The sequence below is a fragment of the Listeria innocua genome (assembly GCF_028596125.1).
Lineage (GTDB): Bacteria > Bacillota > Bacilli > Lactobacillales > Listeriaceae > Listeria > Listeria innocua.
The window spans coordinates 65,937-92,158 of the sequence record NZ_CP117228.1; the positions used below are offsets into that span (position 1 = coordinate 65,937).

Genomic DNA, 26,222 nt, shown 5'->3' on the forward strand with positions numbered 1-26,222 from the left:
ATTAGTCTGTTTGCTTACGGGATGATTTTGACTTTTGATTTTAAATTTTTGAAAAAAATAAAAAAAGGCGAAGCCTATATTAATTTATCCTATATATTTTAATCTTTTGTTCTTTTGCGTGGTGAAAAAGTCAATGTTTCCGCCAATTATATAAATTATACCAAGACAAAAAACAATGTATACCAAGACAATTTATTAAAAAATGTCTTGGTGTGTGATATAATAAAAGCATAGAGAAATCAGACGGCAAAATCAGTTTCTCTATGCTTAACCAAAATTACTCATAAGGAGCAACTTCTCATGGAAATTATATCAAAAAATGAACGAAACAACAATGAAAGGACAGTGTGTTCTTTGAAAGAAATAGAGAAAAGAAAAATTGTTGAGCATAACGACCTCATCACAAGTGTTGCCAAAATGGATAAAGTCCCTTTAAAGATTTTTGAGTTGGCAGTATCTTGTATTGATACGGAAAACTTACCCAAAGACAATATTATTTATTTATCAAAGGCTGAATTGTTTACTTTTTTTGATGTATCAGATAATGGGAAACATACACGTTTTAAAGAAGCCATTGAAAAAATGCAAAAACAAGCTTTTTTTGAAATTAAAGAAGTTAAGGGCAAAGGATACAACGTAAAAAGTATCGTTCCTATCCCTTATGTGGAATGGAATAGCTACAATGATATGGTTACTTTACAATTTCAACCGCAAATTATGCCTTACTTGATTGATTTGAAAAAGAATTTTACGCAATATGCCTTATCTGATGTCATGGAGTTAAACAGTAAGTACAGCATTATTCTTTATAAATGGTTATCAATGAATTACAACCAGTACGAGCATTACAGTGTCAAAGGGGGGCGGAGAACGGAGCAAGTGGAAAGCTACCGCAATCCGTCAATTAAAGTTAGTGAGTTACGTATACTTACTGACACAATGAACGAATATAAGAATTTTACAGACTTCAATAGACGAGTTTTAAAAGAACCTTTAGAAGAAATCAGCGCCCATACGTCCTTTAATGTGACCTATGACAAAATCAAAGCAGGGCGTTCGATTGACAGCATACAGTTTCATATTGAAAAGAAACGCCGAGCAGACGATAACAGCTATAAGTTAGAAGATAAAGATTATCAATCCGACAAAGAGGAAAAATCAAGAAATGAAGCTGACTTATTAAAACAGGCAATGGAAAGTAAGTACACACGATTATTGATTGAAAACTTTCTCTTATCCCCTCTTGAAATGACGGACACGGCACTTATGGCAGGTTTGCAAAAGAACGTCTATCCGCTTTATGACGAGTTAAAGGAATTAAGAGGATTGAATGGGGTCAAAGACCACTTGTCTTATGTATCTAGCAAACAAGAAGCCTATTCTAAACGCAATGTAGCGAAGTATCTGAAAAAAGCAATCGAGCAATATCTACCTACGGTTAAAAGGCAGGACTTATGATGAGTGAAAAGTTAAAGACAATCAAAGAGCTTGCTGACGAGTTGGGTGTTTCTAAACAGGGTGTTCGTTACCATATGAAGTCTATACCACAGGAAGAACTCAAAAAAAATAATAAAGGAATAGTTGTTTTAAATATTGAACAACAAAACTTTATAAGAAGAAAAGCTAAGTCAGACACAGCGGTAAGTGGTAAGTCAGACACAGCAGTAAGTGGTAAGTCAGACACAGCGGTAAGATATAAGCAAGAAATAAGTTTTTTAGAAGAAAAGAATTTATTAAAAGATAATCAGATAGACTATTTAAAACAACAGATAAAGAATTATGAAAACCAAGCAAATAATTTAATCGAAGTACAGAAGCAAACACAAAATCTTTTAGATCAACAACAACGTCTAGCCTTACAGGATAAAAAATTACTAGAAGAGTATAAATCAGAAATCAATGAATTGAAAGCTCTTAAAATGCCTCAGGAGGATATGAAAGATGGCTCGTCGATAAGGGGTGAGGCGCAGGAAGAAATTGAACGACTGAAAGCTCAATTGAAGTTATCAGAAGAAGAACGAAACAAGGCAAAAGAAAAAGAGCCGGTAAAAACAGAATCTAAAAAATGGTGGCAACTATGGAAATGAGGGGGATCAAATGAGTCATTCGGAACAAATGATTGAAAACCAGTTCATACAAATCTTAAGTGAGAAAGAAAATCAGTGGACTTATCGTCCGGACTTGAAGTCGGAAGAAGCACTTTGGCAAAACTTTAGAAGCCATTTGAACCGAATAAATTTAGCAGTCTTGGAAGAACAACTATTAACGGACAAAGAATTTAAGCAAGTCAAAGTCGAGTTTTCACGTTTGACCGGAACACCTTTTTTAGCTTCTCAATGGCTTAGAGGAGAAAACGGGGTGGCTCAAGTTTTATTAGAGCGAGAAGATGGGAAAAAAGTGACTTTAGAAGCCTTTAGAAATAAGGATATCTCAGGAGGAACTTCTTCTTATGAGGTGGTTCACCAAGTGGTCCCAGATTCCTCTAGAGTAGATCGTGGAGATGTGAGTTTGCTGATTAATGGGCTCCCAATCATTCATATTGAGCTCAAAAAAGAGTCTGCTAAAGACGGTTTTATGCAAGCTTATTATCAAATTCAGCGTTATGCAGAAGATGGATTTTTTAAAGGGATTTACGCAACCACTCAAATCATGGTAATCTCCAATAAAGTTGATACCCGATACTTTGCAAGACCTAGTGAAGATACCGCTGAAGCCTATGCTCGGATGAAGAAGTTTTTATTTAATTGGCGGACTGAAGACAATCAAACGGTTTCCGATTTGTTTGATTTTACTCGTACAGTTTTGCGGATACCCGATGCCCATGAATTGATTAGCCAATATACCATTCTCGTCGATGATCAAAAAAATCAAAAATTCCTCATGGCTTTAAGACCTTACCAAATTCATGCTATTCGTAAGATTCGTCAAAAAGCGGCACAGCATGAAGGAGGATTCATTTGGCATGCGACAGGTTCAGGAAAGACCATTACCAGTTTTGTCGCAACGAAATTATTAGCTCAAAATGCGATCGGTGTTGATCGTACGGTCATGGTTGTTGATAGAACAGACTTAGATGCTCAAACGCAGGATGAGTTTACGAAGTTTGCCTCGGAATACCATACCGGACAAACGACCGGAAATTCGGTAGCCAATACTTTGATTGTTGGGATCAAAAATCAAAAACAGTTGGCTCGAAACCTCCTTTCATCAAAAAATAATAATACGATTTTAGTGACCACGATTCAAAAACTCTCTGCGGCTATGCGGAGTGCCCAACAAGAGAGTGAAGAAAAAGGCTCCAATCAATTTGAGAAGCTACGGCAAGAACATATTGTTTTTATTGTTGATGAGGCTCATCGTGCGGTTAGTGATGAGGAAATGAAGCGAATTAAGAAAATATTACCCAATTCAACCTGGTTTGGATTAACGGGGACGCCTATTTTTGAAGAAAATAAAAAGCAAGAAAATGGAACCTTTGCCAGAACGGTTCTGTTGCAAAGCGTCTCTAGCTAAAGACAATTTCCTTAAGCTTACTATCGATCAAGCCGGGATGCCTAGTAATCCTTTGATTTCAAGACACACTGAAAAACCAAAAAGGGACCCTTCTTTTCGGCTTTTCTTATATAGTCCTCGAATGGTTTCCATCCCTTTGATCGTGGTCGCAGCGGTACGTAAGCTTCGATAGAATTTATTTCTACGCTTAATTGGTCGATGATCTTGTTCAATCAAATTGTTTAAATATTTTACGGTTCGATGTTCTGTATGTTGATAAAACCCATGATTCTGCAACTTTTTGAAGGCACAGGAAATCGACGGTGCTTTATCAGTAACGAGAACCTTTGGTTCTCCAAAATGGTTGAACAGTCTCTTTAAGAACGCATACGCAGCTTGTGTATTGCGTTTTTTTCGTAGCCATATATCTAAGGTTAAGCCATCTGCATCGATGGCTCGATACAGATAATGCCACTTGCCTTTAATTTTGATATAGGTTTCGTCCATCTTCCATGAATAAAAAGACTGCTTGTTTTTCTTTTTCCAGATCTGATAAAGTAACTTTCCGTATTCCTGAACCCAACGGTAAATGGTTGTATGACAGACCTCAATGCCACGATCATAGAGAATTTCTTGAACTTCACGATAACTGAGGTTATAGCGAAGATAATAACCGACAGCCACAATAATCACGTCTTCTTGGAATTGTTTTCCTTTAAAAGGGTTCATATCTTCGTTCCTCCCGGGTCATTTTAGTTAGATTTTACACTAAAAGGTCTTGATTGAAAAACTTTGCAACAGAACCATCCTTTAAAAGAGAAACAGACCGAGCTTAAAAATTTACAAAAAGAAGTTAAGCAAGAAGAAAAGAAACTAAGCGAGAAAATTCAAGGACAACTGCACAACTTCGTAAAGCAAAGTCCGCAAGCCAAAGCACAAGAACAAAATAATCAACAAGAGCAATCACAAGAAGAAGATAACGGCTTGCATCTATAAAATCGCTTTTAAAGCCCTGCTAAGGGCTTTTTCTTTTGTCTTTGAACCATTTTACTAAAACGCAACCAAAGGTGCTTATAAGCCAAAATAGAACGTCCTAGGGCTATTGTAGTTTATTATCCGCTTTACAAGCGGACTGCTTCTGTCGTCAAGCAGACCAACGAGCATAAACAAAAAGACTTGCCAAGAAAAACCTTTGACAAGCCTTTTTGTTCATAACTTTTATCATTTAAAATCTTTTCGGTATTGAAGAAATAAATATAGTCCACTAACAAAACAAGCAATCCCATATTTGAACATAAAAAATTGATTGACTAAATATCCTCTTGGAAAAAACATATCACATGCGATAATAGCAACCAACATAACGTAGGCGCTTTTTAAACTAATCAACATGGTTCTTTCGTCACTTTTACCCATTTTTATAGAATAAGTAACTACAAAAATAGCACTGAACATAACAAATATAAAACCAATTCCCACAAGTAGATTAAAATTGCCAATTGACTGTTCCGACCATTCCTTTAGAGGATAGAACAAGGCTTCTGGTATATCACTTAAACTTTTAATTTTCATTTTCTGCTCCTCCTAAATCATAAGAAAAAATATCTGTTATATCTACTTTGAAAAAAGTTGCTATCCTAAATGCTAACAAAAGAGTAGGAATATACTTCCCTTTTTCCATAACAAATATTGTTTGTTTAGACACTCCTATTTTATCTGCTAATTCCTGTTGAGATAATCGAGCTAATACACGAAATTCATATACTTTATTGTTAATGGAATCGCCAAAGTCTTTTTTCATAAACTGACCTCCTTAAAACAAGGATACACTAAACTTATTAAAAAGTAAAGTATAATTATACTTAGTTTAATTATACTTTACTTATTCAAAAATAGAAAACTAGTCATAACTTAACAGTTTTGACTAACAAATAACGATATGATAAAATCAAGGATAGTAAAAGGTCATAACTGGCAGTCATAAATAAGATGAATTTTTAGGGGGGGGGTTACTTACTATTGCACACATTAATCAAAAACTTACAAATACTATTCCTCTGCCTTTTAGGAATTTCAATTTTTGGAGTTTTAGGTTTTGGACTCTACTTTTTATTTTTTACTGGGGTTTCTAATCAATGGGTTTGGGCAAGTGTCCTACTAATAATTTTTATTATTATTACTTGGTTCTCAAAAAAATACGTTGATTGGAAGCATGGAGGAATACTCCTTGTAGTAGTCATTGCATTCATGGGAGCTTGTATTGATATACAAGGAAACCCGCTATATAACGAGCCGATTCGCCTCGTCTATCAACATCTAGGTACACTTAAAGTTACGAACATCATGACATCAATCAATGGTACTACTGGAGTTAACTATTATTTTAATATTGTTAATCCATCTGGTCACGTTGTAAAACAATTAAACATATGGGGCGTTGCTCTCTTTCGTTTTATTGAATACTTAGTTATTTACAGTATTCTTTTAAGCATGCTTGTCCCAATGTTTAAATTAGTTAGAAATATTAAATTAAAAAAGGAGAGTTAATATGAGGGCTTATACCGACAAGGAAGAATTAATTGCAGAAATCAAACAACGCTACCAAAAATATATCGCTGAATTTGAGAACATTCCTGAAGACTTGAGGAATAGACGAACTGACGAAGTCAATAAAACGCCCTCTGAAAACCTATCTTATCAGTTAGGGTGGTTATCCTTATTGTTAGGCTGGGAAGAGAAAGAGAAGGCAGGAATTGAAGTTCAAACGCCAGCAGAAGGCTATAAATGGAATAACTTAGGTGGGCTTTACCAATCGTTTTATGATACTTATGGAGAAGAAACCTTAGATGAACAAATTCAACAGTTGGATAAAAAAGTGATTGACTTATGCGCTTGGATAGAAACATTGAGCGATAAAGAGTTGTTTGAACCTGAACAACGAAAATGGGCAACTACAAAAGCAAAATGGCCTTTGTATAAGTGGATTCATATTAATAGCGTAGCACCATTTACAAATTTCCGAACCAAAATACGTAAGTGGAAGAAGATTTTCTTATGAAATACGGCTATGCACGAGTAAGTACCCTAGACCAAAAATTGGAAAATCAAATCGAGCAACTAACCAACGCAGGTGCAGAAACGATTGTGCAAGAGAAACTCACAGGAACAACCAAACAACGTCCTGAATTTCAAGGCTTACTGACACGATTAGATGCAGGCGATACCTTGATTGTCACCAAACTTGACCGTTTCGCACGGAACACTAAAGAAGCCCTTGAAATCATTCAAGAGCTGTTTCAACAAAACGTCAGTATTCATATCCTAAACATTGGCTTGATTGATAATACTGCCACAGGACAATTGATTTTTACGATTTTTTCTGCCTTTGCGCAATTTGAACGAGAGCTAATACTCGAACGCACCCAAGAGGGGAAGCGCTATGCGAAAGCCCACGACCCTAAGTTTCGAGAAGGACGCCCAAAGAAATATACAAAGGAGCAGTTGCAACTGGCGTATGAGTTAAAACAGCAAGGCTTAACTTACAAGATGATTGAACGAAAAACAGGAATCAGTATTAGTACCCAACAACGAGCTTTCAAGCAGATGACGAAATAAGGCTGTTTGAGAGCTTTTTTTGTTTGCGACTATTTCTACCAATTTCACTCTAAAATCGCTTAGAATCTAAAATATGAGATTCTCGGACTATTTCAATCCGCCTTTAGGTTGTTAGGGTGCAACCCTGACCGAACAGTGCCGACTGTTCGCTTAACAAACAAGACAGATTGTATCCACTCGCTAATGGATTGACGTCTAGTAAAGTTTTACAGACTACCACAATCTGTCCTTGCGGAGCGGTTTTGACCTTTTCTTTTGACTTTGATTTTAAGATTTTAGAACGGAGTGAAAAAAGGCGAAGCCTATTTATATTTATCTTATATATTTTAATCTTTTGTTCTTTTGTGTGGTTTAAAAGTCAATGTTTTCAAGAATTTACAGATTTATAGCGGTAGAAAAAACTGTGTATAGCGGTAGAAAAAACTGTGTATAGCGGTAGAAAATTATTTTATTATTACCGCTATTGTGATATAATAAAAAGCATAGAGAAATTTCACGACTAAATGACTTTCTCTATGCTACTCTCAAACACGCAAAGGAGCGTATTTATATTATGATTATACCAGAAAAGAACAAAAATCAAAAGCAGGTGTTGACCTTGAATGAACTGTCAAAAAGAAAAGTAGTGGAGCATAATAGCTTAATTACGTCTATTGCTAAAATGGATAAAACACCTCTCAAAATGTTTGAATTAGCGGTTTCTTGTATCAATACCGAAGAACCACCGAAGGACAATACCGTTTATCTCTCAAAGAGAGACCTTTTCGCTTTCTTTAAAGTATCCGATAATGACAAGCATCGTCGGTTTAAAGAAGCGGTTGAGAAAATGCAAAAACAAGCCTTTTTTCAAATCAAAGAAGAACAAGGCAAGGGTTTTAAATTTAAAAGCATTGTGCCTATCCCTTACGTGGAATGGACAGATTATCATGATGAAGTAAAAATTGAATTTCATCGTGAAATTATGCCTTACTTAATCAATCTTAAAAAGAATTTTACGCAACACGCTTTATCAGATATAGCCGAACTCAATAGCAAGTATTCAATTATTCTTTACCGTTGGTTATCTATGCAATACAACCAATACGAGCATTATAGCGTTAAAGGTGGACGGAGAGCGGAGCAAGTGGAAGCCTACCGCAACCCCTCAATCACAGTAAAAGAGTTGCGGACAATTACCGATACTGTAAATGAATATAAAGATATGAATAATTTCACTAAGTTTGTTTTAGATAAACCTTTGAAAGAGATTAACACCCATACGACTTTTAACGTGTCCTATGACAAAATAAAAAAAGGGCGTTCGATTGATAGCATAGTCTTTCATATCGAGAAGAAACGTTGTGCTGACGATAATAGTTACAAGTTGGGAGATAAAGACTATCAAGCCGATAAAAAGCAAAAATCAAGAAATGAAGCGGACTTACTAAAACAGGCAATGGAAAGTAAATATACAAGACTTTTATCTGAAAATTTCTTAATTGGCATGAATGATATTATGGATACAGCCACAATGGTAGGCTTACAGAAGAATGTTTATCCGCTTTATGACGAACTGAAAGAATTAAGAGGGCTAAATGGTGTCAAAGACCACTTGTCTTATGTTGCCAGCAAACAAGAAGCCTATTCTAAACGTAATGTAGCGAAATATCTTAAAAAAGCCATTGAACAATACCTGCCAACGGTAAAACGACAAAATTTATAAGGAGAAAAATATGTGGAAGAATAACTTAAAGTTTAATAAAGATTTTTATATAGAAATATCTTTTTGGGTAGCAATCGTATTTGCTAGTCTTTATTTTGATAAAAGTTTTGAGCAAAAAACTATATTGAACAATATAGTTTGGATATTGGCAGTTATTTTATTATTATTTGATGCTTTTACAATTGGTGTGCCTAAAAAGATACAAGGTAAAAACAATGAGTGAAGAATTAAAAACGATTAAAGAGTTGGCGGATGAGTTAGGTGTTTCCAAACAAGCTATTCAATATCATATAAAATCATTGACAAACAAAAACCGACAAACAAACGACAAAGGTGTAACGGTTTTGTCTGCGATAGAACAAGAATTTATAAGGGGTAAAGTAGACAAACAGACAAACAAAAACAAGACAAATGAACCGACAAAAAAGCGACAAACAGACAAACGAAAAGAACCGAATATTAATCAATATTTGTTAAATGAAATTGAAGAAGTTAAGAAAAATAGGGATAAACAATTAGCAGTTAAAGATAAACAAATAGAAAATAAAGACATTCAAATTGCACAAATGCAAAATCTGCTAGACCAGCAACAACGCCTAGCCTTACAAGATAAAAAGTTGCTAGAAGAATACAAGGCGGAGAACGACAATCTCAAAGCTCTTAACATGCCCTCACAGGACACGAAAGAGGTACAAAATGAAGTAGAAGAGGCAACAGAACCTCTTAGAAAGTGGTGGCAGATATGGAAATAATCAAAACTGTAAAGGATAGATCCCCCATATTACTTGGGCTTGTGATTGCTTTAATGGTTTCTGTTGTTTTAATCATTGCAGGTTTTAAAGTGAAGAGTCAAAGCCTAATTACTAGTGTATTATTATGGATAATTGGTGTGGTGGGAATACTAATTTGTTTATATCTTATTCTGTTCTCAATCTTTTTTGGCATGAATTGGTAATAGGAGTAATCACTAATGTTCATAAGGTGTAAAAAAGCTTTGACAAATTTTTTTTATTTTTATTTCAAAAGACATTAGGCTGAATGAATTCAATCTTCTTGATATGCTAGATTCATGAAAGGAGACATTATGGAGATAGGTAAACGGATAAGAGAGTATCGAAAAATTTATAATCTTTCCCAAGAACAATTGGCGGACAAGATTTTTGTTTCACGTCAAACCGTATCTAATTGGGAAAACGACAAAACATATCCAGACATACAAATCATTGTTTCGTTGTCTATTCTATTTAATGTTTCTTTAGATGAATTAATTCGAGAAGATTTGGAGGAAATGAAGATGAAGATTAGTAATAACAAAGCTAATAAACGAGCTGATATTTATTCTTTAATAATGATTTGTTCAACAATATTAGCCAGTCTATCCATTGGCTTAGTAGTAGCGTTACCAGAATCAAAGTTGATATGGATAGTTCCAATTATTTTATTTCTACCTGCGGTATGGAGTTCTTTTGTTTTAGAGAAATTCAAAAGGAATAATGACTTGAAAACTTATAAGGAGATTTTAGCATTTTCACAAAATAAAGATGTAGAAATGTTAAGAGAAAGAAGAAACCATAGAAAAATACGAATTGAAAAAGGGATTATTGTTTTAGGGTATGCTGGTTTTACACTCTTTATTTGTTTAATAGCTATATCTATTGCAAACTTATTTAAATAAATAGAAAGCTGTTGTAATGGGCTAAAAATCGACTATTAAAGGGTGGAAAATTCCGCTCTTTTTTATACTTCACTATATTGCTTTACAAGTTACAATAATTTCGGTATCATGTAAAACATAATACCTCTGGAGGAATTATTAAAATGACAAATAAAATTGATTCTCAAATGCTAAAAGGAATACTTTATGGTTGTATTTTACTTCTTCTTTCGAAAAAAGAGATGTATGGATACATGATAAGCGAAGAGCTAGATATTTATGGATTTAAAAATATATCTAAAGGCACAATATACCCATTATTGTTATCTTTAGAAAAAAAGGGGCTAATAATAGGTGACTTAAAACCATCAATATACGGGCCCAGAAGAAAATATTACTCATTAACAGAAAAAGGAATCAAAGAAAAGCAAGAATTTTTTAAAGAGTGGAATCAGCTAAACAGCTGTCTTACAAATTTAATTAAAGGGGTTGATGAATATGAAAACTAATAAGATTATTGAACGTAATGCTGAACTTCAAGAGCACCTAACAAAAGAAAATAAAAAATATTATGGCAATCTTTTAGTTTACATTAGAGTAATGTCTCTTATAAGAGATGAAAAAAAGTCTGAAGAAATGTTATTAGAAATTTTAGAAGATATATTGGAAGGACAGGAACACGGACAATCCGCAGAATATTATTTAGGCAAAAATCCTAAACAAGTAGCTGACAATATTATTAAAGAATTGCCTATAAACGTGATAGATACAATAAAAATTATTATTAGTTCGTTAGGGATAGTATGTTTAATGAAACTTATACCCATTTTAGCCTCATTTGAAGAATATATTGATATTGGTAATTTCTTAATCTCAGGTGTTTATCTGGTATTTCTTGTTATCGCCTTATTATTATTTATGGGATATTGTTTATATAGATATGAATCTAAGATTATGAATATAATATTGTCACTATTCTTTGGAGTAGGACTTGTTGTCTTCTTTTTACTATCATTCCAACTAAACACAGGATTACAAGTAAGATTATCAAATAATTTAGGGATATTTCTTATATTGTTAGCTCTTTTAATCATTTCCTATCTTTTTAATAAAACGAATGAAAAACAAATATGGATTCCGTTTATACCTCCTATAGTAATCTCTGCAATAGCTGGTATTATTATACGTATAAATTTCTTTAGAACAATTATAAACACTTCTGACGGAAGGATAGGTTTAGCTATTGTATTAATAATAGGATTACTGCTACAGTACTTGTTGATGTGGTTTATATATAGAAAATTAAAGAAAAACGATTAAAAGCAAAAGCCCATTGGAGTACACTCTACTGGGCTTTTTTGTTTTTCTGATATAATAAGATTTGTAAAGGCTCATTAGACTTTGCCAAAATAGGGAGTGTGATTTATGAGTAAAATTGGATATGCACGAGTTAGCAGTAAAGAACAAAACTTAGATAGACAATTAGAAGCGTTACAGGGCGTTTCTAAGGTCTTTTCAGATAAAGCAAGCGGACAATCGGTCGAACGTCCACAAATACAAGCCATGCTAGACTATCTACGTGAGGGAGATATTGTCATTGTAACGGAGACCGTTTAGGGCGGAACAATAAAGACCTTACAGAGATTATGAACGCCATTCAACAAAAAGGAGCTACGCTGGAAGTCTTAAACTTACCCTCAATGAATGGGATTGAAGACGAAAATTTGAGGCAACTAATTAATAATTTAGTCGTTGAGTTATACAAATATCAAGCGGAAAGTGAAAGGAAAAGAATTAAGGAACGGCAAGCCCAAGGGATTGAGTTAGCAAAGAAAAAAGGACGATTTACTGGAAGAAAAAGTACCTATCAAAAAGACGACCCTTTACTACAAAGAGCGTTTAATCTATATCAATCAAAAGAATATACCTTAAAAGAAATTGAACATCATACAAAAATCCCAGTAAGTACACTAAAACGATATTTAGCAAAGTATGGTATTAAAAGGAAATAAAAAAATATCCCTAACTGAAAGAGAATACGATACCGCAAAAAACATTTTAAAAGATTTTCCAAATAAAGACCTAGAAAAACAAGTCAAAGAATCTGAAACAGAAAATCAAAAGAATCAACTAGAAGCTAAATTAAATGATTTGAAAAAATCAGTATCAGATAGCCAAAAACAACTAGACGGAAAAAATAAACAAATTTCTGACTTACAAAAACAGCTTGATGATATTAACAAGGGCAATGATAAAGACAAAGGTAAACACAGCAGGTTATATCCTCTTGAATATCCTAGCGTTGGTGTGGTTGGTTAAAAAATTGGTTCTGTTGCAAAGTTTCCGATAAGCTCATTTTGAGGTAAAATAATTGAAAAAGATAGCTTGGAGGAATGAAGATGACTCAGTTCAAAGGAAAACAATTTCAAAAAGACGTGATTATCGTAGCCGTCGGCTACTATCTTCGGTACAACCTGAGTTATCGTGAAGTGCAGGAAATTCTGTATGACCGAGGAATTCACGTTTGTCACACCACAATTTACCGTTGGGTGCAAGAATACGGAAAGATTCTTTATCAAATTTGGAAAAAGAAAAACAAACAGTCCTTTTATTCATGGAAAATGGACGAGACTTATATCAAAATTAAAGGAAAGTGGCATTATTTATATCGCGCTATCGATGTAGATGGCTTAACCTTAGATATCTGGTTACGGAAAAAGCGCGACACACAGGCTGCGTATGCTTTTCTAAAACGACTGAAGAACCAGTTTGGAGAACCAAAGGTTCTAGTAACGGATAAAGCACCCTCTATTAAGAGTGCCTTCAGAAAGCTTCAGAAAAATGGACTGTATATAACAACAGAACATCGAACAATCAAGTATCTGAATAATCTGATTGAACAAGATCATCGTCCAGTAAAGAGACGCAATAAATTCTATCGAAGTTTACGCACTGCCTCTACCACGATTAAAGGCATGGAAGCCATTCGAGGATTATATAAGAAAACCCGAAAAGAAGGCACTCTCTTCGGCTTTTCGGTGTCTACTGAAATCAAGGTATTATTGGGAATCCCAGCTTAAATCATAGATACCGTAAGGGATTTTATTCTTTATTTAAAACTTTGCAACAGAACCTAAATGAGGACTTTGATACGAATCAATTCTTTTCAGATTTGAATATTCGAGGAAAACATGCCGATTTTGATTTAGAGAGTAATCGTATAGCAATATAAAAGATTCCCCTTCCTTTTTGTACACATATGTGTTACAATTTATTTAAGATAAATGTTCATGTATAGAAAGGAGTGTCAATCAATGACTACCATTACATTTCGAGTATCTGAACAAGAAAAGGCGTTTATTCAAGAAATGGCTAAGTTTAATGGTATATCTATTTCTGAACTCAGTCGCAAACAGATTATAGAAGGTTTAGAAGATCAAATTGATTTACAATCGTATGAGCGTGCTATAAAGGCGCATCAGGTGAAAGATGAAAGTATTTCTTTTGATGAAATGAAAAAGGAACTTGATTTATGAGTAAACATTTTCATGTGAGATTTGAAAAAGATGCTCAAAAAGTATTAAAAAAGATGGATCGATTTCAAGCGAAATTGATTTTATCTTGGATTGAAAAGCATATCGAAGGATCAGATAATCCACGTCAACATGGTAAAAGCTTAGTTGGCAATCGTGTAGGACAGTGGAGATATAGAGTAGGAGATTATCGCTTAATTGCAGAGATTCAAGATAATGAAGTGATAGTGTTAATTTTGAACATCGGACACAGGAGAGATATTTACGATAAGTAAAAAAGAGAGGTGAAAAATAATATGGCGATATTTTTTATAATCATTATTTTTGGATTTCTGGCAATAATTGCTTTTGGAGCGATTAAATTAATGTTTAAATTAATTGGTTTTATTATTGATCAAACTTTGGGATTTATTTTCGTAAAAAGAGATCAACACAGACTTAAAAATATGGGCATTACTGAAAAGGCATCTAAATAGATGTCTTTTTTTTATGCCTGAGGGAGTGAACATATGAATGATGATGAAATTTTAAAAATTCTATTAAAATTTGCTGACTTTTTTAGCATAAATTCATTTGCAAAAGATGTTTTCCGCGACATATTTATTTGGTTAATCAAAGGATTAGTCACTATAAATGGCGTAATGGAAAATGTCTTTTTTTATTCGGTTAAATTGATTAGTTGGCCAACAACAAAAGCAATGGAAACACTTATTAACGATCCCAAAAAAGGGTTAGTTATTATTGCTGTAACACTTATGGGTCTAACTTTAATGTTCATTGGTGGGAAGATTATCTTAGGTGACCGAATGTCTCCTCAGGAATTCACAAGAAATTTCATTATGGTTACATTAGTTCTTATTGGACTAACGGGTTTTATGGGTAGTTTGGAAAAGTTAACTTTTGCAGGTGTAGATGTGGGTAAAAATGCATTTAGTTCAGAAGAAAATAGTAAGATAAGCTATCAAATTGTAAAAGATAACATAACAGATTTGAAAGCACTAGATGCAGATGGGTGGAAAACAACAATCCCTAAAAAAGCGAATTATTTAAATGAAGATAGTTGGAAAACAGTTAACTTTAATGAAGTAATTGATGAACAATTTAAACATGCAGAAGGATTAGCTAAAAAGAGAGTAGATCAAGATGATAGTGGCCAGAACATAGTAGAAGACTTAGATAGCAGTTTTTGGATGCCATCAACAGATGACTATTATTATCGCTATCATGTTGGATTTACGGCTATCATTATACAAGAGATATTTATCCTTTTAGTTTTTGCATTTTCCACGTTAATAATTGTTGAGACATCTTTTGAATTAGGCGTAAAAGGTGTAATCGGCCCTTTTATTGCAGCATCTGATATGGCAACTGGACAAAGAATTAAAAATCTCTTAATAGATTTGATAGGAGCTTACGTTAAAATTGTTGTATTAGTTTTTATCATTCAACTTTATAGACTATTTATGAACTGGACACAAAGTATACATTTTTCAGACTCTCTCGTAGAAACAACTGTATTAAAGTGTTTGATTGTTGTAGGGGCATTTTTTGCAGTATTAAAAGGGTCTAGTTCAGTACAACGCTTGTTAGGTATTGATGTTTCACAAAGCTTTGGACAACAAGCATTAATGGGCACTATGGCTGGCGCGCAAATTATGAAGGGCGCTGGTGGTTTAGCTAGTGGGTTAACAAAAGGAACGGCTAAACAATTTGGAAAGAATGGTTTTATTGGAAAACGAGCACAATCTTTATCTAATAAAAGGCAAGAAAAAGCTAAAAAACAAGCACTTACTGAAACATTAGGTGGCAAAGAAAACTATAAAGAAAAAATGAATTCTAGAAGACAAGCACAACGTGAAGGGTTTAATGAAGCTCAACAAGTTTTAGCTAAAGAACAAGCAATGAAACAACAACAATCCACAGGTGCAAATTCAAATAATGCAGGGAGTAATAAAAATAATTCGGGTTCTAGTAACAAAAATACATTATCCTCTAATAGTATAGATAATAAAGGTAACAATCCAACAAGTCCCGGTAATAAAGGAACGAACAGTACAACTCCTACAAATTCACAACGGAAAGACAATCATGTAAATGATGCCAACACAAAAAAAGGTTCAAATGCAGTGAACAGATTAAATCAACAAAAAGCTAATAAGTCTGATTCGAGTAAGCAAAATGTCCCTTTAGGTAAACAATATTCAAAGTATACTTCTAATTCTTCAAACGATACCACAAAATCAAACTTAAACAAAACAGAGTCGCAAGGCCAAAAGCAATACTCTACTAAAGTAAATAGAGATAGCCCAAAGAACGCTAAACCAGCTAGCAAAATGGTACCGAAAAAGCCTCAAAAAACACAAGTAAATGCAAAAAGTAGTATTAAAGGAAAGGAAACGAAACCTACAAATTAATAAAGGAGGGTTCAAATGTATCAAATTCCTAAATCAACAAGAACGGAAGTTAAATTATTTTTAGGATTGTTCTTCATTGATATTGCCGTCATAGGCATTGGAGTGTTTTTTGGCATACAAACGATGGGATATGTGGCCGGTTTGTGGAGAGTTATATATATTTTTGCTCTTGCCGGTCTTAGTATATTTTTAATTGTTCGTTTTAACGGTCATCGGATGTATCGTGTTATTTTTCAAGCGATTAAGAAAGACTCTAAAAAATATTACTCTGTGATGGGAGAAGATTGATATGGCTAAAAGTAATGTAAGAAAGACAGTTATTGATGCATTGCCAATTGCTAACATGGATAATAATGTTATTTTGCAATTTAAAAACGGCTTGTTTTATACAATATTATTGCTAAGAAGTACTGATATAAATGCGTTGAATGAAGATGAATCAATTAAAGCAATAGGACAATTTGCACGATTTAATACACAGTACATTGATCCATATAAAATTATTTCAATGCGTTTTCCGGCGGATACGAAAGAACAACAAAGATACTGGAAAAAAATGCTTCATTCTTCAAAATGCACACTACAAAGAACAAGATGTCATGAAACGTTACAAAAATTGAAATTAGAGGAAACTGAAAAATCGAATCAGGAATATTATTTAATGATATTTGGTAAATCTGTGAAAGAGCTAGAACATAACTATCAGAAAGTTATACGCTTGTCTGATATGTATATGAATGTTAGCATGTTGCAACGAAATAAAATACAACAAATTCATAAAAAACTTTTTAATTTAAATTTGATACTAGGAAATAAGGTGAGTGAATGAAAAATTTAATTTGGAAGAAAATTTGGAAGAAAATATCGGCAAAAAAAGCAGAAAACACGGTTAATATAAACAAAGAATTTTTATCTACTATTGCTCCTGAGGGAGGTATCACCTTTAAAGAAGATCGCTATGTAAAAACAGGGAATGGATACGAGGCTTGTATTCATGTTATAGACACTCCTGTTAATGTAGAGCAATACTGGTTAGCTGATATTATTAATCGTGATGATACAGTTGTTGTACTGGATGTTGTGAGTGAAAATCGAGCAGTCACTTTAAAAAAATTAAAAAAAGCAATGTCTGAACAACAATCTCGTACTTTTGAAGAGAGAACAATTCAAGAAAAATATAGTGCTCAATATGAATTAGAAGTTTTGGAAGATCTTAACCGCCAAATTGCAGAACAAGGAGAAATTATTAAAGAAATACACATTCGAATATATGTAGCAGCTTCTGATACGGAAACACTTGATAAAAAAGTAGGTATCATTAAAGAAGATTTAGATGGACGATCCTTTCGGTCGTCCGTCTTTTTATTTGAAGAAAAGGACGAATGGTTATCTAAAATAATCTCGATAGATGAACAAAAAAAATTACCAAGCAAACGCCCTGGAAAAGGTGTGCCTGCATCGACATTAGGAGCAGGTTATTTTTTAGATCATACGTTTTTAAATGATAAAACAGGTTTTCCTCTTGCGACAACAGCAACTGGTGGTTCTTTTATTTGGGATATTTTTACAGTTAATGGCAAAAGGACATTTTTTAACGCTATTGTCTTAGGCAATATGGGCATGGGTAAATCTACTTTATTAAAATTAATTGAAGAAGATGCTTATGCAAAAAATTATTTTATTAGAGGTTATGATAAAGTCCGAGATTATGAATTTTTAGTTAAGCAACAAGAAGGAAAATACTTAACGCTTGATGGTACCGATGGCAAGCTAAATCCTCTGGATATTTATGCAACTGCAACAAAGGGAGAGGAAGCAAGCGAAATTGATATTCGTGGAAGCTTTCAACAACATATATCAAAAGTATGTACACTTTTTCAATTTATGAGTCGGGATGCGACAGATTCGGATTTGAAGGTATTTGAACAACTTTTGATTTCTTTTTATGTTCATAAAAAACTTTGGGGAAAAAATATTTCTGATGAAGAATTAGAAAAAATTGGAGTTGTAAACTTAGCACCTGAAAAATACCCTACTATGAGCGAATTCTTACATTATGCAGAGGAAGTGTTTAAAGTGAAATCTCAACATGGGATTTCAACCAATATGCAGATGATGTATGAAAAAGTAATTCTGACTTTAAGAAATATGGTAGAGAGTTATGGTGATGTTTTTGACGGTATCACAACTATGCGAGATTTTTCAGATGAACAAGTTGTATTTTTTGATATCAGAGGACTTTCTAATATGAAACAGCAAGTCTTCCATGCTCAACTGTATATGTCGCTTACATTAATTTGGAATCACGCCATGCAACATGGAATGAAAGTAAAACGAATGATTGAAGCTGGAGAAATAAGCTTCGCTGAAGCGATAAAGACACTTATTTTTATTGATGAGTGTCACAATTTAATTAACGAAAGTAACATTTTTGCTGTAGAAACAATTACAAATTTCCAACGTGAAATGAGAAAATTTTTAACTGGTATCCTTTTAGCAACACAATCACCAAACGAAATGTTACCAGATGGAATGGATTCGAGCACTCAGAGTAAATTAAGGACGGTATTTAACTTAACACAGTACAAATTTTTAATGGGGATGGATAGTTCTGTTATTCCAAAACTGAAAAGTGTGATGGAAGAAACTTTTACACAAAATGAATACGAAATTATAACAGCCTTAGATAAAGGGCAAGCTCTTTATTATGACCGTGAACACAAAATGTTACTTGATATAGAAGCTTCTCCTGACCAATTATCAAGGTACAAAGGTGGTGCGTAAATGGCAAGTGAAGGACAAGATTCCAGAAATAAAACTTCATGGGGCTTGCTTTTTTTGCGTATATTTAGTGTTAAAGTGATTATTATTATTTTTATTGTATTCATTTTAATAAGCTTGATTGGGCTTTTACTTGCAGGAAGGTCAGCTCAACAAGAAACATCAAATATTGGTAATGGTTGCTCGATAACAGGCAAGTTGGATGAAAATTTTTTCAACGCCACATTAGAAAACGCAGGAGTTTTTAAAGGAAAAGGAGATAAATTTATTTCAATTGCAAAGAAACAAAACATTGATCCAGTTCTATTTGCAGCTATCGCAATGAGTGAAACTGGCTGGGGGAAAAGCGATGCTGTAGTGCATAAAAATAATCCAGGAGGTCTAATGGATGCTTCAACAGGAATGAGCACAGTGAAACAGTTTGCAACTTTAGACGAAGGATTAGAGGCAATGGGCGTTACCCTTCATAATAGAATTATTAATGATGGACTCAATACAATTGAAAAATTAGGGGCAATATATGCCCCCATTGGTGCAAGTAATGACCCAACAGGATTAAATCAAAACTGGGTTCCCACTGTTACGTCCATCTCACAAAAATTTGGAGGACTTACTATGAATTGTTCCAACACCGCATCGAGTGGTGGGACAGGGAAATATATAATTCCAGTTAAAAATCCAGTTGTCAGTTCTGGTTTTTCTAATCGTATTAATCCAGTAACTGGTGTACAGGAAAGACACAAAGGCCTTGATTTCGCGCAACCAGCTGGAACCGAAATTCTTGCAGCTGATGACGGTGTTGTTGTTTTTTCCGGACTGGGAGTTTCCGGATCCGGATACGGTGGCTATGGAAACGTGGTTCATTTAGAACATAATAAGAACAAGGAATGGACTTTATATGGTCATATGTTGCGTACAAATGTTAAGGTAGGGCAACATGTGAAGCAGGGTGATGTAATTGGTTATGTTGGAAGTACCGGACAAAGTACGGGAAATCATTTACACTTTGAAATACGAAAAGAAAAAATGGGAAGTCAAGTTGATCCAGCGCCCATTCTTGGCGTCATATCCACAAATTAAATGAAGAGGGGTTCTACTTTGAAGAAAACTTTAATAGCATTATTAAGTGCTTTAATAGCCACAATTGCAATTTCAGTTTCTGTTACTTTATGGCAAGAAAGGACAGAAACAAATGAAAAAATGAAAGAATATAAAAATGATAATTTAAATAAACAAAAAACAATAGAACAGTATCGATTAAAAGAGTTAAAGAATTCTCAAAAACAAATAAATCAAACAGATGATACATTTGATGATGAATTAACAGACTTATTGATGAATAACAGAGATTTAATAAATGGGCTTTATTCTTATTCAAGTACTGAAACGAGACTGGAAAATATTAAGCAATATCTAACGGAAGATCAATATGCAAAGATGTTGAAGACATCAGCAGATGGACATCAAGAAAACATTAAGAGCAAGTTGGATAGTTTAAATGTATATGTTTCAGAAGGGGAAAATCAATCAGTAAGAACAATCGTTAATGAAGTAACGAGTGCAACAGAGATAGATAATACGATAATGAAACAACGTATTTATGTAAAGATTAGTTATGAAATGCAAAAAGAAAAATGGAAGGCAAAAGAGATTCTTTTCACTGCAATACCATCAGAAGATATAAAAATGGGGGAATCCTAATGAGTAAGCAACAAAAAAAATTAATTGGTACTGTTGCTGGTTTTGTACTAGTTATTTTGTTCTGTTTAACTACAAAATCGTTTCAAGGTGTTAATGCGGACGAATATCCATTAATTAAAACATTTGATAATGTTCAAGTAGGAAATGCTGATTATCAGCTTGTTAATCAAGAATATAATATGAAAACTGGTTACTTAGAGATGCAGTTTTTAAGAAATAGCGAATATGCGGAGATTAATAAACCGGAAATAAAAGCAGAGTTTGTAACTCATACAGGACAATCTAGTAAAACAAACGTGCAGCTAATTACTAATGATTTTGTGGTAGTACAAGTAAAAGATATAAATGAAAAATTTGAGCTAGGAAAAATAGTTATTAAAGAGAAAACACATGATGCAACAAGTAGGAAAGATGTGGTTTCAGAAAGTGATGGAATATATTTCTCTGTCCAGAGTATTGTTGTTGATGATAAAGCCAAACCATTAAGAAAAGAAGAATATATGACAGAGAATATAAAAATACGTATAGCGTTGCTAGATAAAAAAATAGCAGAACTAGAAAAAACGAATGAAAAATTGAAAAGTACGAATAAAAAATCGAAAGTCTATATGAAAGAACTTGAGAATGAAAAAGAACTTTTAATCGGCACAGATAAAGAAAATACGAATGATAAAATCGAATCAGTACAGACAGAATACGAAGCGACGCAACTAGAGATTAAAGAGAACGAAGAGAATATTAATGCTTTTACAAAACAAAAATCAAATTATCAAAAACAACTTTAACGTAGAGGGTGATATTAGTGAAAGGACATTCAGAAGAAACATCGTTAAGAACGTTATTTCAACTTCTAAAGAAACAAAAACAAATAGCTTCATATTGTCTACCTGAAAAATTAAAAGCTAAATTATTTCCTATAATGTGTGATGAATATGATTTAAGCAATAATCTGCCTGATGATTTAAGTCCGTTCATGCTTTTATGTGATCAAAATAAATTTATTTATCCAGAGGAATCAAATTTGATTGATTGTTTGAGTGATTGTATGGATTTTTTGAGAAGTACAGAACTACCAATTCAGGGTGTAAAAATGAAAGAAGCGAATGAAGAACAATTTATACTAAATATTTCTTATAAAGAAGGTATCTCCCAAAACACTGGTGAGGCTTATGAATTGATAGAAGTTTTGCTTGGAAAAGTAGAGGATGTTAAATGGCAAAGGAGTTGCTTTACTACAATAGATAAATTAAATGTGAACTTGAGGACTTTTAAAAAACAATTTCTAATAGGTAAGACAACAGCAAACGTAGGCCTGTTTATACAGTATGAGAGTGGAAAAACAATTCCATTACTATTCAAAGAGCCTATTACGTTTGGTTATCCTATTTTCGATACTTTTATTGAAGGAAACAAATTCCTTAAAGAAATGGCGATGGAAACTTGCGATTTGCCTTTTACCTGGAACGAAATATTTAAGGGGTATAATAAACTAGATTTTTTTCAAAAAAAATATCCTAATCAAGTCTTTAAGAAAAACACGAATAAATATTCTGCTGGATGCATTTACGCGCTTATGAAAATCAAACCATTTCTTTCAGATAACGCATTTAGAAAATTTGAAGCATTTTGCTTTGCCAAGCGATTAGGAAGTGATGTTTTTTGTGTAGCAAAAAATAATGATTTCATAGCTCATTTACTTCTAAATTACTGGAAGTGGAAATTGAAATTAGATGAAGAAAAGGAAGAAGACTTATACTATTACATTTTGGATATAATTAGAATGAGCAAGAAATTAAAGGAGCCTGTAGAACTTAATGTTAGAAGTTTAAATGGTTTATTTGGTTATCATGATGATTTAGTAAGAAAACTAAATCAGAAGAGAATTAAAAAAATGAACAAAAAATATATATTTACTGAATCATTCAAACCATTAATAGAGCATCTTGGGAATTTGAAAGGCTACACAATTATCCAGGATGAACTAATGCTTTATGATGAAGGACTTGAGATGCAACATTGTGTTTATAGCTATCATGATGAGATTGTTAATGGGGATTGTTTGATTTATCAATATAAAAACAAAAGGGATCGTTACACAATAGAAATAACTATTAGAAATAAAAAGTATTTTGTTGCTCAAGTGTATGGAAAATGCAACTCAGCTCCAAGTAGGGAGTTAATTCAAAAGATAAATCTAGATATTGCAAAGGTAAAGTTTAGTAAAAGGACTAAAATATACATTTAATATACGACTATAAGAAATAATGAATACATTAAATATACATTATTGATACTTGCTAGACATATATTTTGTCCCATTAGAAAACCGTTGGCACCGCCAACGTTCCAGCTATTGCTGGGACAGTTTTCTCTTATGCTCTTGCATTTAGAACTATATTTTAGAGAGGGGTTAGTAAATGTCTGAACTACGCATTCGAGGAATTGATGAACAGTTAAGAGCGTTTTATCATGAAAAAGCGAAAGAATGTAACATGTCTGTAGGGAATTATTTAAAAATGTTGCTAGAAAAAAATGTTTTTACGCAAGAAATTGAAAAACGAGAAAATAAATTTTATCAAGTAATAGAAGATTTACAAATTATAATTCAACGACAAGCAGAAGTGATGGAAAATTTTCATCATGATATACAATTGATGATTTCTTCAAATATTTTAGAAGAGGGAGATTTAAATGAAAAAGGAAAAGACAACAGTAACACTTAATATCGAAACAAAAGAACAATTGCAACAATTAAAAACGATTATTCCTGAAATCACTAGTATGTCCAGTGGTATTGATTATGTTGTTAAAGATTATTACAGAATGAAAAAAGAGCTAGAATTTATTGATAGTCAAACTCTTAATGCAGCAAAGAAAATGAGCGCGATGGATGTTAATATATCAATATTAACAGAAATGGTAACTCATCTTTGCTATGAAACAGCAACACAAATTGATGAAGAATTAGATTATTTTAAAAGAGAAGACCTGAACTTAGAATCATATTCGGTTTTTGATAAACATGATCCAATGTATAATCTGTTTAGAGATAGAGTTATTAAGTATAGAAAGAAAAGAAAGGAAAATCTTTATATGTAAAAGAAAGGAATTAAATTATGACACGTCCTGGAATAATTTTATCAAGTAGCTTTGTTTCAAGTACTGATGAAAAATTTAATAAATATATCGAGTATTTAGATAGAGATGAAGCAACGCGTAATAAAGCTTTTGAAAAATATAACATTGTTGCTTATACAGAATTCAATGATTATATGGAAAATCCAGAAAAAAGTACGGGTTTATTTACGGCAACTGATGATTATGTAGATGAAGAAATGGTAAATAAGATGAAAAATTTATTTACAGAAGCACAAAAAAATCAAAGTACATTATGGCAAGATGTTTTCTCCTTTGATAATGAGTTTTTAATAGAGGAAGGTCTTTTGGACAAACATACAGGTAATCTTGATGAAAAGAAAATTCAACAAGCTATACGTGTAGCGATGGAGGATAAATTTGCTAAAGAAGATTTAACTGGACAGGGTGTTTGGACAGCATCTATTCATTACAATACAGATAATATTCATGTACATGTAGCTTCAGTTGAAATGGAAAACACAAAGGAACGGGTTTTTAGGGAAGTCAAAACTTTTAATAAAAATACTCAAAGTTATGAAGGGACAGGTAAGTTTGATTGGCAAAGCAAAGGTCGCATTAAACAAAAAACATTAGATAGTATGAAATCAAAGTTTGCTAATACTTTAATTGATCGTAATGTATCCTTAGCAAAAATTCATGAACTTTCACGAACACATCTAATAAAAAATACAGTCAATTTATCTTTGGAAGACAAAAATCTTTGTAGGATGTATAATGATTTGTTAAGAACTTTACCAGATAACAAAAAATTATGGCAGTATAATAGAAAAGAAATGGAACCTTTTCGTGACCAAGTAAATAAAATTACATCATATTATTTAAAAGAAAAAAATCCTGAAACATATAATGAACTAGTTACAACTCTCGATGCTGAAGAAAAAAAACAAATTCGAATTTATAGTGTTAATAGTAAAGCTATTATTAATGATCCAGGTGCGCCCGTTCAACATGCTAAAAACCCAGAAATTACGAATAATTATAAAGACAATAAACTGAAGGAACTATATGAACGAGCTGGCAATAAAATACTGCAAGAATTAAAATCAATGACAATAGAAGAACGAAAAGAACTATACAAAAGTTCGAAATTGAAAAAGAGGTATATTAAAAATAGAGAAGATACAACCTGGAAACCTTCTTCTGTTTTTAAAAAACAATTATTTAATGAAAAATTAGTTTTAAAGAATATGAAAAAATTCGAAAAAATTATTACGAACGAAAGGAGCAGTATGCAAGATGAACAGCAATACGAACAGCTACAACAAGATATAATTAGAAGTCAATTTAATTCGAGAGGAAGATAGCATGACAACATTAAAACGATTCAACTTTGTTCAAACGATTGCTTTAGCCTTTATATTACAATTAACTATACAGATTATCTTTATAACGGTAATGGTTAATTTAAATATTACTAATAGTAATAATGAATTTTTACTAGAAAAATTAACGAGTAACTGGTTAGCATATGGAACATTAATTGTCTTAATATCTCCCGTCATAGAAGAATATATCAATAGATATATTCTTTTTTTATTGCCTTTAAAAATTCTGAGAAAAAGTATTCCTTACTTCCAAAGAAATTGGGGTGTTTTTTTAATAGCTTTTATAAGTAGTTTAATATTCGCTGCTTTTCATGGAGAGCAATTTTTATGGCCATATTTACTGATGGGATTAATTTATTGCTGGGTTTCTTATCAATCTAACTTTTGGGGAAGTATTCTTTTGCATATTAGTAATAACTTGTTGTTTTTTGTATTAAACATGATTTGAAGAATTTAACAAATAGGTGGGGTTATATGTCGGAAAATAAAATTGATTCAGTAGTAGAGGAATTACTAGTTAAAGCAGTAGAAGAAAATCCTACTCTAAATATTAGAAATGCAAACAAAGGAGCATTAACAGCTTTGTCTAAAATATCAAGTGCTATAAAAAGTGAAGGATTTGAAAAGTCATTGAGGATTTCTGGCGATGCAGTAACTTTGATTAAACTAGAAAAAGATATTAATGATTCAACAATTCATAAAGCGGTATTGGGTAAAGGCAAGGGCTTCTATGAAAATGAATGGCATTTAGATGTACCTTTTGTTGAAAAAGGAAAAGAAACTAGTTTTAAAGAGCGTAGTAATTTTATTGATACAAGAAATTCTCAAATACAACGATAAGATAAT

The 26,222-nt window shown here is 32.7% G+C and carries 33 protein-coding genes and 2 pseudogenes; 32 read left to right on the forward strand and 3 right to left on the reverse strand.

Annotation, left to right across the window (positions count from 1 at the left end; all coding sequences use genetic code 11):
• Nucleotides 1-300 precede the first annotated feature (300 nt).
• From PQQ29_RS00335 to PQQ29_RS00345, 3 genes and pseudogenes are all read left to right on the forward strand, one after another.
• Nucleotides 301-1,458, forward strand: coding sequence for a RepB family plasmid replication initiator protein (locus PQQ29_RS00335; protein WP_039115947.1), 1,158 nt, complete (start codon nucleotides 301-303; stop codon nucleotides 1,456-1,458).
• Nucleotides 1,458-2,087, forward strand: coding sequence for a helix-turn-helix transcriptional regulator (locus PQQ29_RS00340; RefSeq protein ID WP_226319492.1), 630 nt, complete (start codon nucleotides 1,458-1,460; stop codon nucleotides 2,085-2,087). Before PQQ29_RS00335 ends, PQQ29_RS00340 begins: the two co-directional genes overlap by 1 nt.
• 10 nt (nucleotides 2,088-2,097) lie before the next feature.
• A pseudogene (locus tag PQQ29_RS00345) lies at nucleotides 2,098-3,498 on the forward strand (DEAD/DEAH box helicase family protein); the annotation flags it as partial.
• 42 nt (nucleotides 3,499-3,540) lie between these two features.
• Here the strand turns inward: PQQ29_RS00345 and PQQ29_RS00350 are convergent.
• Nucleotides 3,541-4,221, reverse strand: a complete 681-nt coding sequence (locus tag PQQ29_RS00350) for an IS6 family transposase (protein ID WP_005875647.1) — start codon at nucleotides 4,219-4,221, stop codon at nucleotides 3,541-3,543.
• Between the two features lie 63 nt (nucleotides 4,222-4,284).
• On the opposite strand from PQQ29_RS00350, the gene PQQ29_RS00355 reads away from it, so the two are divergent.
• Complete coding sequence (locus PQQ29_RS00355) at nucleotides 4,285-4,488, forward strand: hypothetical protein (protein WP_068995962.1); 204 nt, start codon at nucleotides 4,285-4,287, stop codon at nucleotides 4,486-4,488.
• Nucleotides 4,489-4,713: 225 nt separating this feature from the next.
• Here PQQ29_RS00355 and PQQ29_RS00360 read toward each other — a convergent pair whose 3' ends face one another.
• Entirely contained in the window at nucleotides 4,714-5,064 is a 351-nt protein-coding gene (locus PQQ29_RS00360; protein ID WP_068995961.1) for a DUF2178 domain-containing protein, read from the reverse strand.
• Complete coding sequence (locus PQQ29_RS00365) at nucleotides 5,054-5,293, reverse strand: helix-turn-helix transcriptional regulator (protein ID WP_068995960.1); 240 nt, start codon at nucleotides 5,291-5,293, stop codon at nucleotides 5,054-5,056. Before PQQ29_RS00365 ends, PQQ29_RS00360 begins: the two co-directional genes overlap by 11 nt.
• Nucleotides 5,294-5,511: 218 nt before the next feature.
• On the opposite strand from PQQ29_RS00365, the gene PQQ29_RS00370 reads away from it, so the two are divergent.
• The 28 genes and pseudogenes from PQQ29_RS00370 to PQQ29_RS00505 all read left to right on the forward strand — a co-directional run bounded on the left by PQQ29_RS00370 (nucleotide 5,512) and on the right by PQQ29_RS00505 (nucleotide 26,216).
• The gene (locus PQQ29_RS00370; protein WP_068995959.1) at nucleotides 5,512-6,039 is read left to right on the forward strand and encodes a hypothetical protein; all 528 of its coding nucleotides are present in this window, start codon (nucleotides 5,512-5,514) and stop codon (nucleotides 6,037-6,039) included.
• A 1-nt stretch (nucleotide 6,040) separates the two neighbouring features.
• Nucleotides 6,041-6,550 (forward strand): ClbS/DfsB family four-helix bundle protein, encoded by a 510-nt coding sequence (locus PQQ29_RS00375; protein ID WP_068995958.1) that lies wholly within the window; start codon nucleotides 6,041-6,043, stop codon nucleotides 6,548-6,550.
• A complete protein-coding gene (locus PQQ29_RS00380) occupies nucleotides 6,547-7,107 on the forward strand; it encodes a recombinase family protein (protein WP_068995957.1) in 561 nt (186 codons plus the stop codon). Before PQQ29_RS00375 ends, PQQ29_RS00380 begins: the two co-directional genes overlap by 4 nt.
• Nucleotides 7,108-7,657: 550 nt before the next feature.
• Nucleotides 7,658-8,809, forward strand: coding sequence for a RepB family plasmid replication initiator protein (locus tag PQQ29_RS00385; protein WP_068995956.1), 1,152 nt, complete (start codon nucleotides 7,658-7,660; stop codon nucleotides 8,807-8,809).
• Between the two features lie 10 nt (nucleotides 8,810-8,819).
• A complete protein-coding gene (locus tag PQQ29_RS00390; RefSeq protein WP_068995955.1) occupies nucleotides 8,820-9,032 on the forward strand; it encodes a hypothetical protein in 213 nt (70 codons plus the stop codon).
• Entirely contained in the window at nucleotides 9,025-9,561 is a 537-nt protein-coding gene (locus tag PQQ29_RS00395; protein ID WP_068995954.1) for a winged helix-turn-helix transcriptional regulator, read from the forward strand. Before PQQ29_RS00390 ends, PQQ29_RS00395 begins: the two co-directional genes overlap by 8 nt.
• 332 nt (nucleotides 9,562-9,893) lie before the next feature.
• Nucleotides 9,894-10,484 carry a helix-turn-helix domain-containing protein gene (locus PQQ29_RS00400; RefSeq protein WP_055308612.1) on the forward strand — a complete coding sequence of 197 codons (591 nt, stop codon included), beginning with the start codon at nucleotides 9,894-9,896 and terminating at the stop codon, nucleotides 10,482-10,484.
• 143 nt (nucleotides 10,485-10,627) lie between these two features.
• Nucleotides 10,628-10,972 (forward strand): PadR family transcriptional regulator, encoded by a 345-nt coding sequence (locus PQQ29_RS00405; RefSeq protein ID WP_002375364.1) that lies wholly within the window; start codon nucleotides 10,628-10,630, stop codon nucleotides 10,970-10,972.
• Nucleotides 10,962-11,783: a DUF1129 domain-containing protein gene (locus PQQ29_RS00410; protein ID WP_061775510.1), complete on the forward strand. Its 822-nt coding sequence runs from the start codon at nucleotides 10,962-10,964 to the stop codon at nucleotides 11,781-11,783. Before PQQ29_RS00405 ends, PQQ29_RS00410 begins: the two co-directional genes overlap by 11 nt.
• A 105-nt stretch (nucleotides 11,784-11,888) precedes the next feature.
• Nucleotides 11,889-12,475, forward strand: a pseudogene (locus PQQ29_RS00415) (recombinase family protein).
• Complete coding sequence (locus PQQ29_RS00420; protein WP_068995953.1) at nucleotides 12,456-12,782, forward strand: hypothetical protein; 327 nt, start codon at nucleotides 12,456-12,458, stop codon at nucleotides 12,780-12,782. Before PQQ29_RS00415 ends, PQQ29_RS00420 begins: the two are co-directional and overlap by 20 nt.
• Before the next feature lie 80 nt (nucleotides 12,783-12,862).
• Nucleotides 12,863-13,543, forward strand: coding sequence for an IS6 family transposase (locus PQQ29_RS00425; protein ID WP_176714219.1), 681 nt, complete (start codon nucleotides 12,863-12,865; stop codon nucleotides 13,541-13,543).
• Nucleotides 13,544-13,777: 234 nt separating this feature from the next.
• On the forward strand, nucleotides 13,778-13,999 hold the full coding sequence (gene relB / locus PQQ29_RS00430) for a type II toxin-antitoxin system RelB family antitoxin (protein ID WP_068995951.1): 222 nt from the start codon (nucleotides 13,778-13,780) through the stop codon (nucleotides 13,997-13,999).
• Nucleotides 13,996-14,271: a type II toxin-antitoxin system RelE family toxin gene (locus PQQ29_RS00435; protein WP_068995950.1), complete on the forward strand. Its 276-nt coding sequence runs from the start codon at nucleotides 13,996-13,998 to the stop codon at nucleotides 14,269-14,271. The genes relB and PQQ29_RS00435 overlap by 4 nt, the downstream gene beginning before the upstream one ends.
• A 21-nt stretch (nucleotides 14,272-14,292) precedes the next feature.
• Nucleotides 14,293-14,472: a hypothetical protein gene (locus PQQ29_RS00440; protein WP_068995949.1), complete on the forward strand. Its 180-nt coding sequence runs from the start codon at nucleotides 14,293-14,295 to the stop codon at nucleotides 14,470-14,472.
• Nucleotides 14,473-14,505: 33 nt separating this feature from the next.
• Nucleotides 14,506-16,410 carry a pLS20_p028 family conjugation system transmembrane protein gene (locus PQQ29_RS00445; protein WP_070232215.1) on the forward strand — a complete coding sequence of 635 codons (1,905 nt, stop codon included), beginning with the start codon at nucleotides 14,506-14,508 and terminating at the stop codon, nucleotides 16,408-16,410.
• A gap of 15 nt (nucleotides 16,411-16,425) precedes the next feature.
• Entirely contained in the window at nucleotides 16,426-16,698 is a 273-nt protein-coding gene (locus tag PQQ29_RS00450) for a DUF5592 family protein (RefSeq protein ID WP_068995947.1), read from the forward strand.
• A 1-nt stretch (nucleotide 16,699) separates the two neighbouring features.
• Nucleotides 16,700-17,239, forward strand: coding sequence for a TraC-like domain-containing protein (locus PQQ29_RS00455; RefSeq protein WP_077316130.1), 540 nt, complete (start codon nucleotides 16,700-16,702; stop codon nucleotides 17,237-17,239).
• The gene (locus PQQ29_RS00460; protein WP_187983845.1) at nucleotides 17,236-19,194 is read left to right on the forward strand and encodes a VirB4 family type IV secretion system protein; all 1,959 of its coding nucleotides are present in this window, start codon (nucleotides 17,236-17,238) and stop codon (nucleotides 19,192-19,194) included. Before PQQ29_RS00455 ends, PQQ29_RS00460 begins: the two co-directional genes overlap by 4 nt.
• A complete protein-coding gene (locus PQQ29_RS00465) occupies nucleotides 19,195-20,271 on the forward strand; it encodes a peptidoglycan DD-metalloendopeptidase family protein (protein ID WP_077316128.1) in 1,077 nt (358 codons plus the stop codon).
• An 18-nt stretch (nucleotides 20,272-20,289) separates the two neighbouring features.
• A complete protein-coding gene (locus PQQ29_RS00470; protein ID WP_068995944.1) occupies nucleotides 20,290-20,892 on the forward strand; it encodes a hypothetical protein in 603 nt (200 codons plus the stop codon).
• Entirely contained in the window at nucleotides 20,892-21,677 is a 786-nt protein-coding gene (locus PQQ29_RS00475) for a hypothetical protein (protein WP_077316127.1), read from the forward strand. Before PQQ29_RS00470 ends, PQQ29_RS00475 begins: the two co-directional genes overlap by 1 nt.
• Before the next feature lie 17 nt (nucleotides 21,678-21,694).
• Entirely contained in the window at nucleotides 21,695-23,137 is a 1,443-nt protein-coding gene (locus PQQ29_RS00480) for a PcfJ domain-containing protein (RefSeq protein WP_187983844.1), read from the forward strand.
• A gap of 172 nt (nucleotides 23,138-23,309) precedes the next feature.
• The gene (locus PQQ29_RS00485) at nucleotides 23,310-23,615 is read left to right on the forward strand and encodes a hypothetical protein (protein ID WP_077316125.1); all 306 of its coding nucleotides are present in this window, start codon (nucleotides 23,310-23,312) and stop codon (nucleotides 23,613-23,615) included.
• Nucleotides 23,584-23,991 (forward strand): hypothetical protein, encoded by a 408-nt coding sequence (locus PQQ29_RS00490; RefSeq protein WP_068995940.1) that lies wholly within the window; start codon nucleotides 23,584-23,586, stop codon nucleotides 23,989-23,991. Before PQQ29_RS00485 ends, PQQ29_RS00490 begins: the two co-directional genes overlap by 32 nt.
• A 17-nt stretch (nucleotides 23,992-24,008) precedes the next feature.
• Nucleotides 24,009-25,355 (forward strand): MobP2 family relaxase, encoded by a 1,347-nt coding sequence (mobP2, locus tag PQQ29_RS00495; RefSeq protein WP_077316124.1) that lies wholly within the window; start codon nucleotides 24,009-24,011, stop codon nucleotides 25,353-25,355.
• Nucleotide 25,356: 1 nt separating this feature from the next.
• A complete protein-coding gene (locus PQQ29_RS00500; RefSeq protein WP_077316123.1) occupies nucleotides 25,357-25,824 on the forward strand; it encodes a CPBP family intramembrane glutamic endopeptidase in 468 nt (155 codons plus the stop codon).
• A gap of 26 nt (nucleotides 25,825-25,850) precedes the next feature.
• Complete coding sequence (locus PQQ29_RS00505; protein WP_070232219.1) at nucleotides 25,851-26,216, forward strand: hypothetical protein; 366 nt, start codon at nucleotides 25,851-25,853, stop codon at nucleotides 26,214-26,216.
• Nucleotides 26,217-26,222 lie beyond the last annotated feature (6 nt).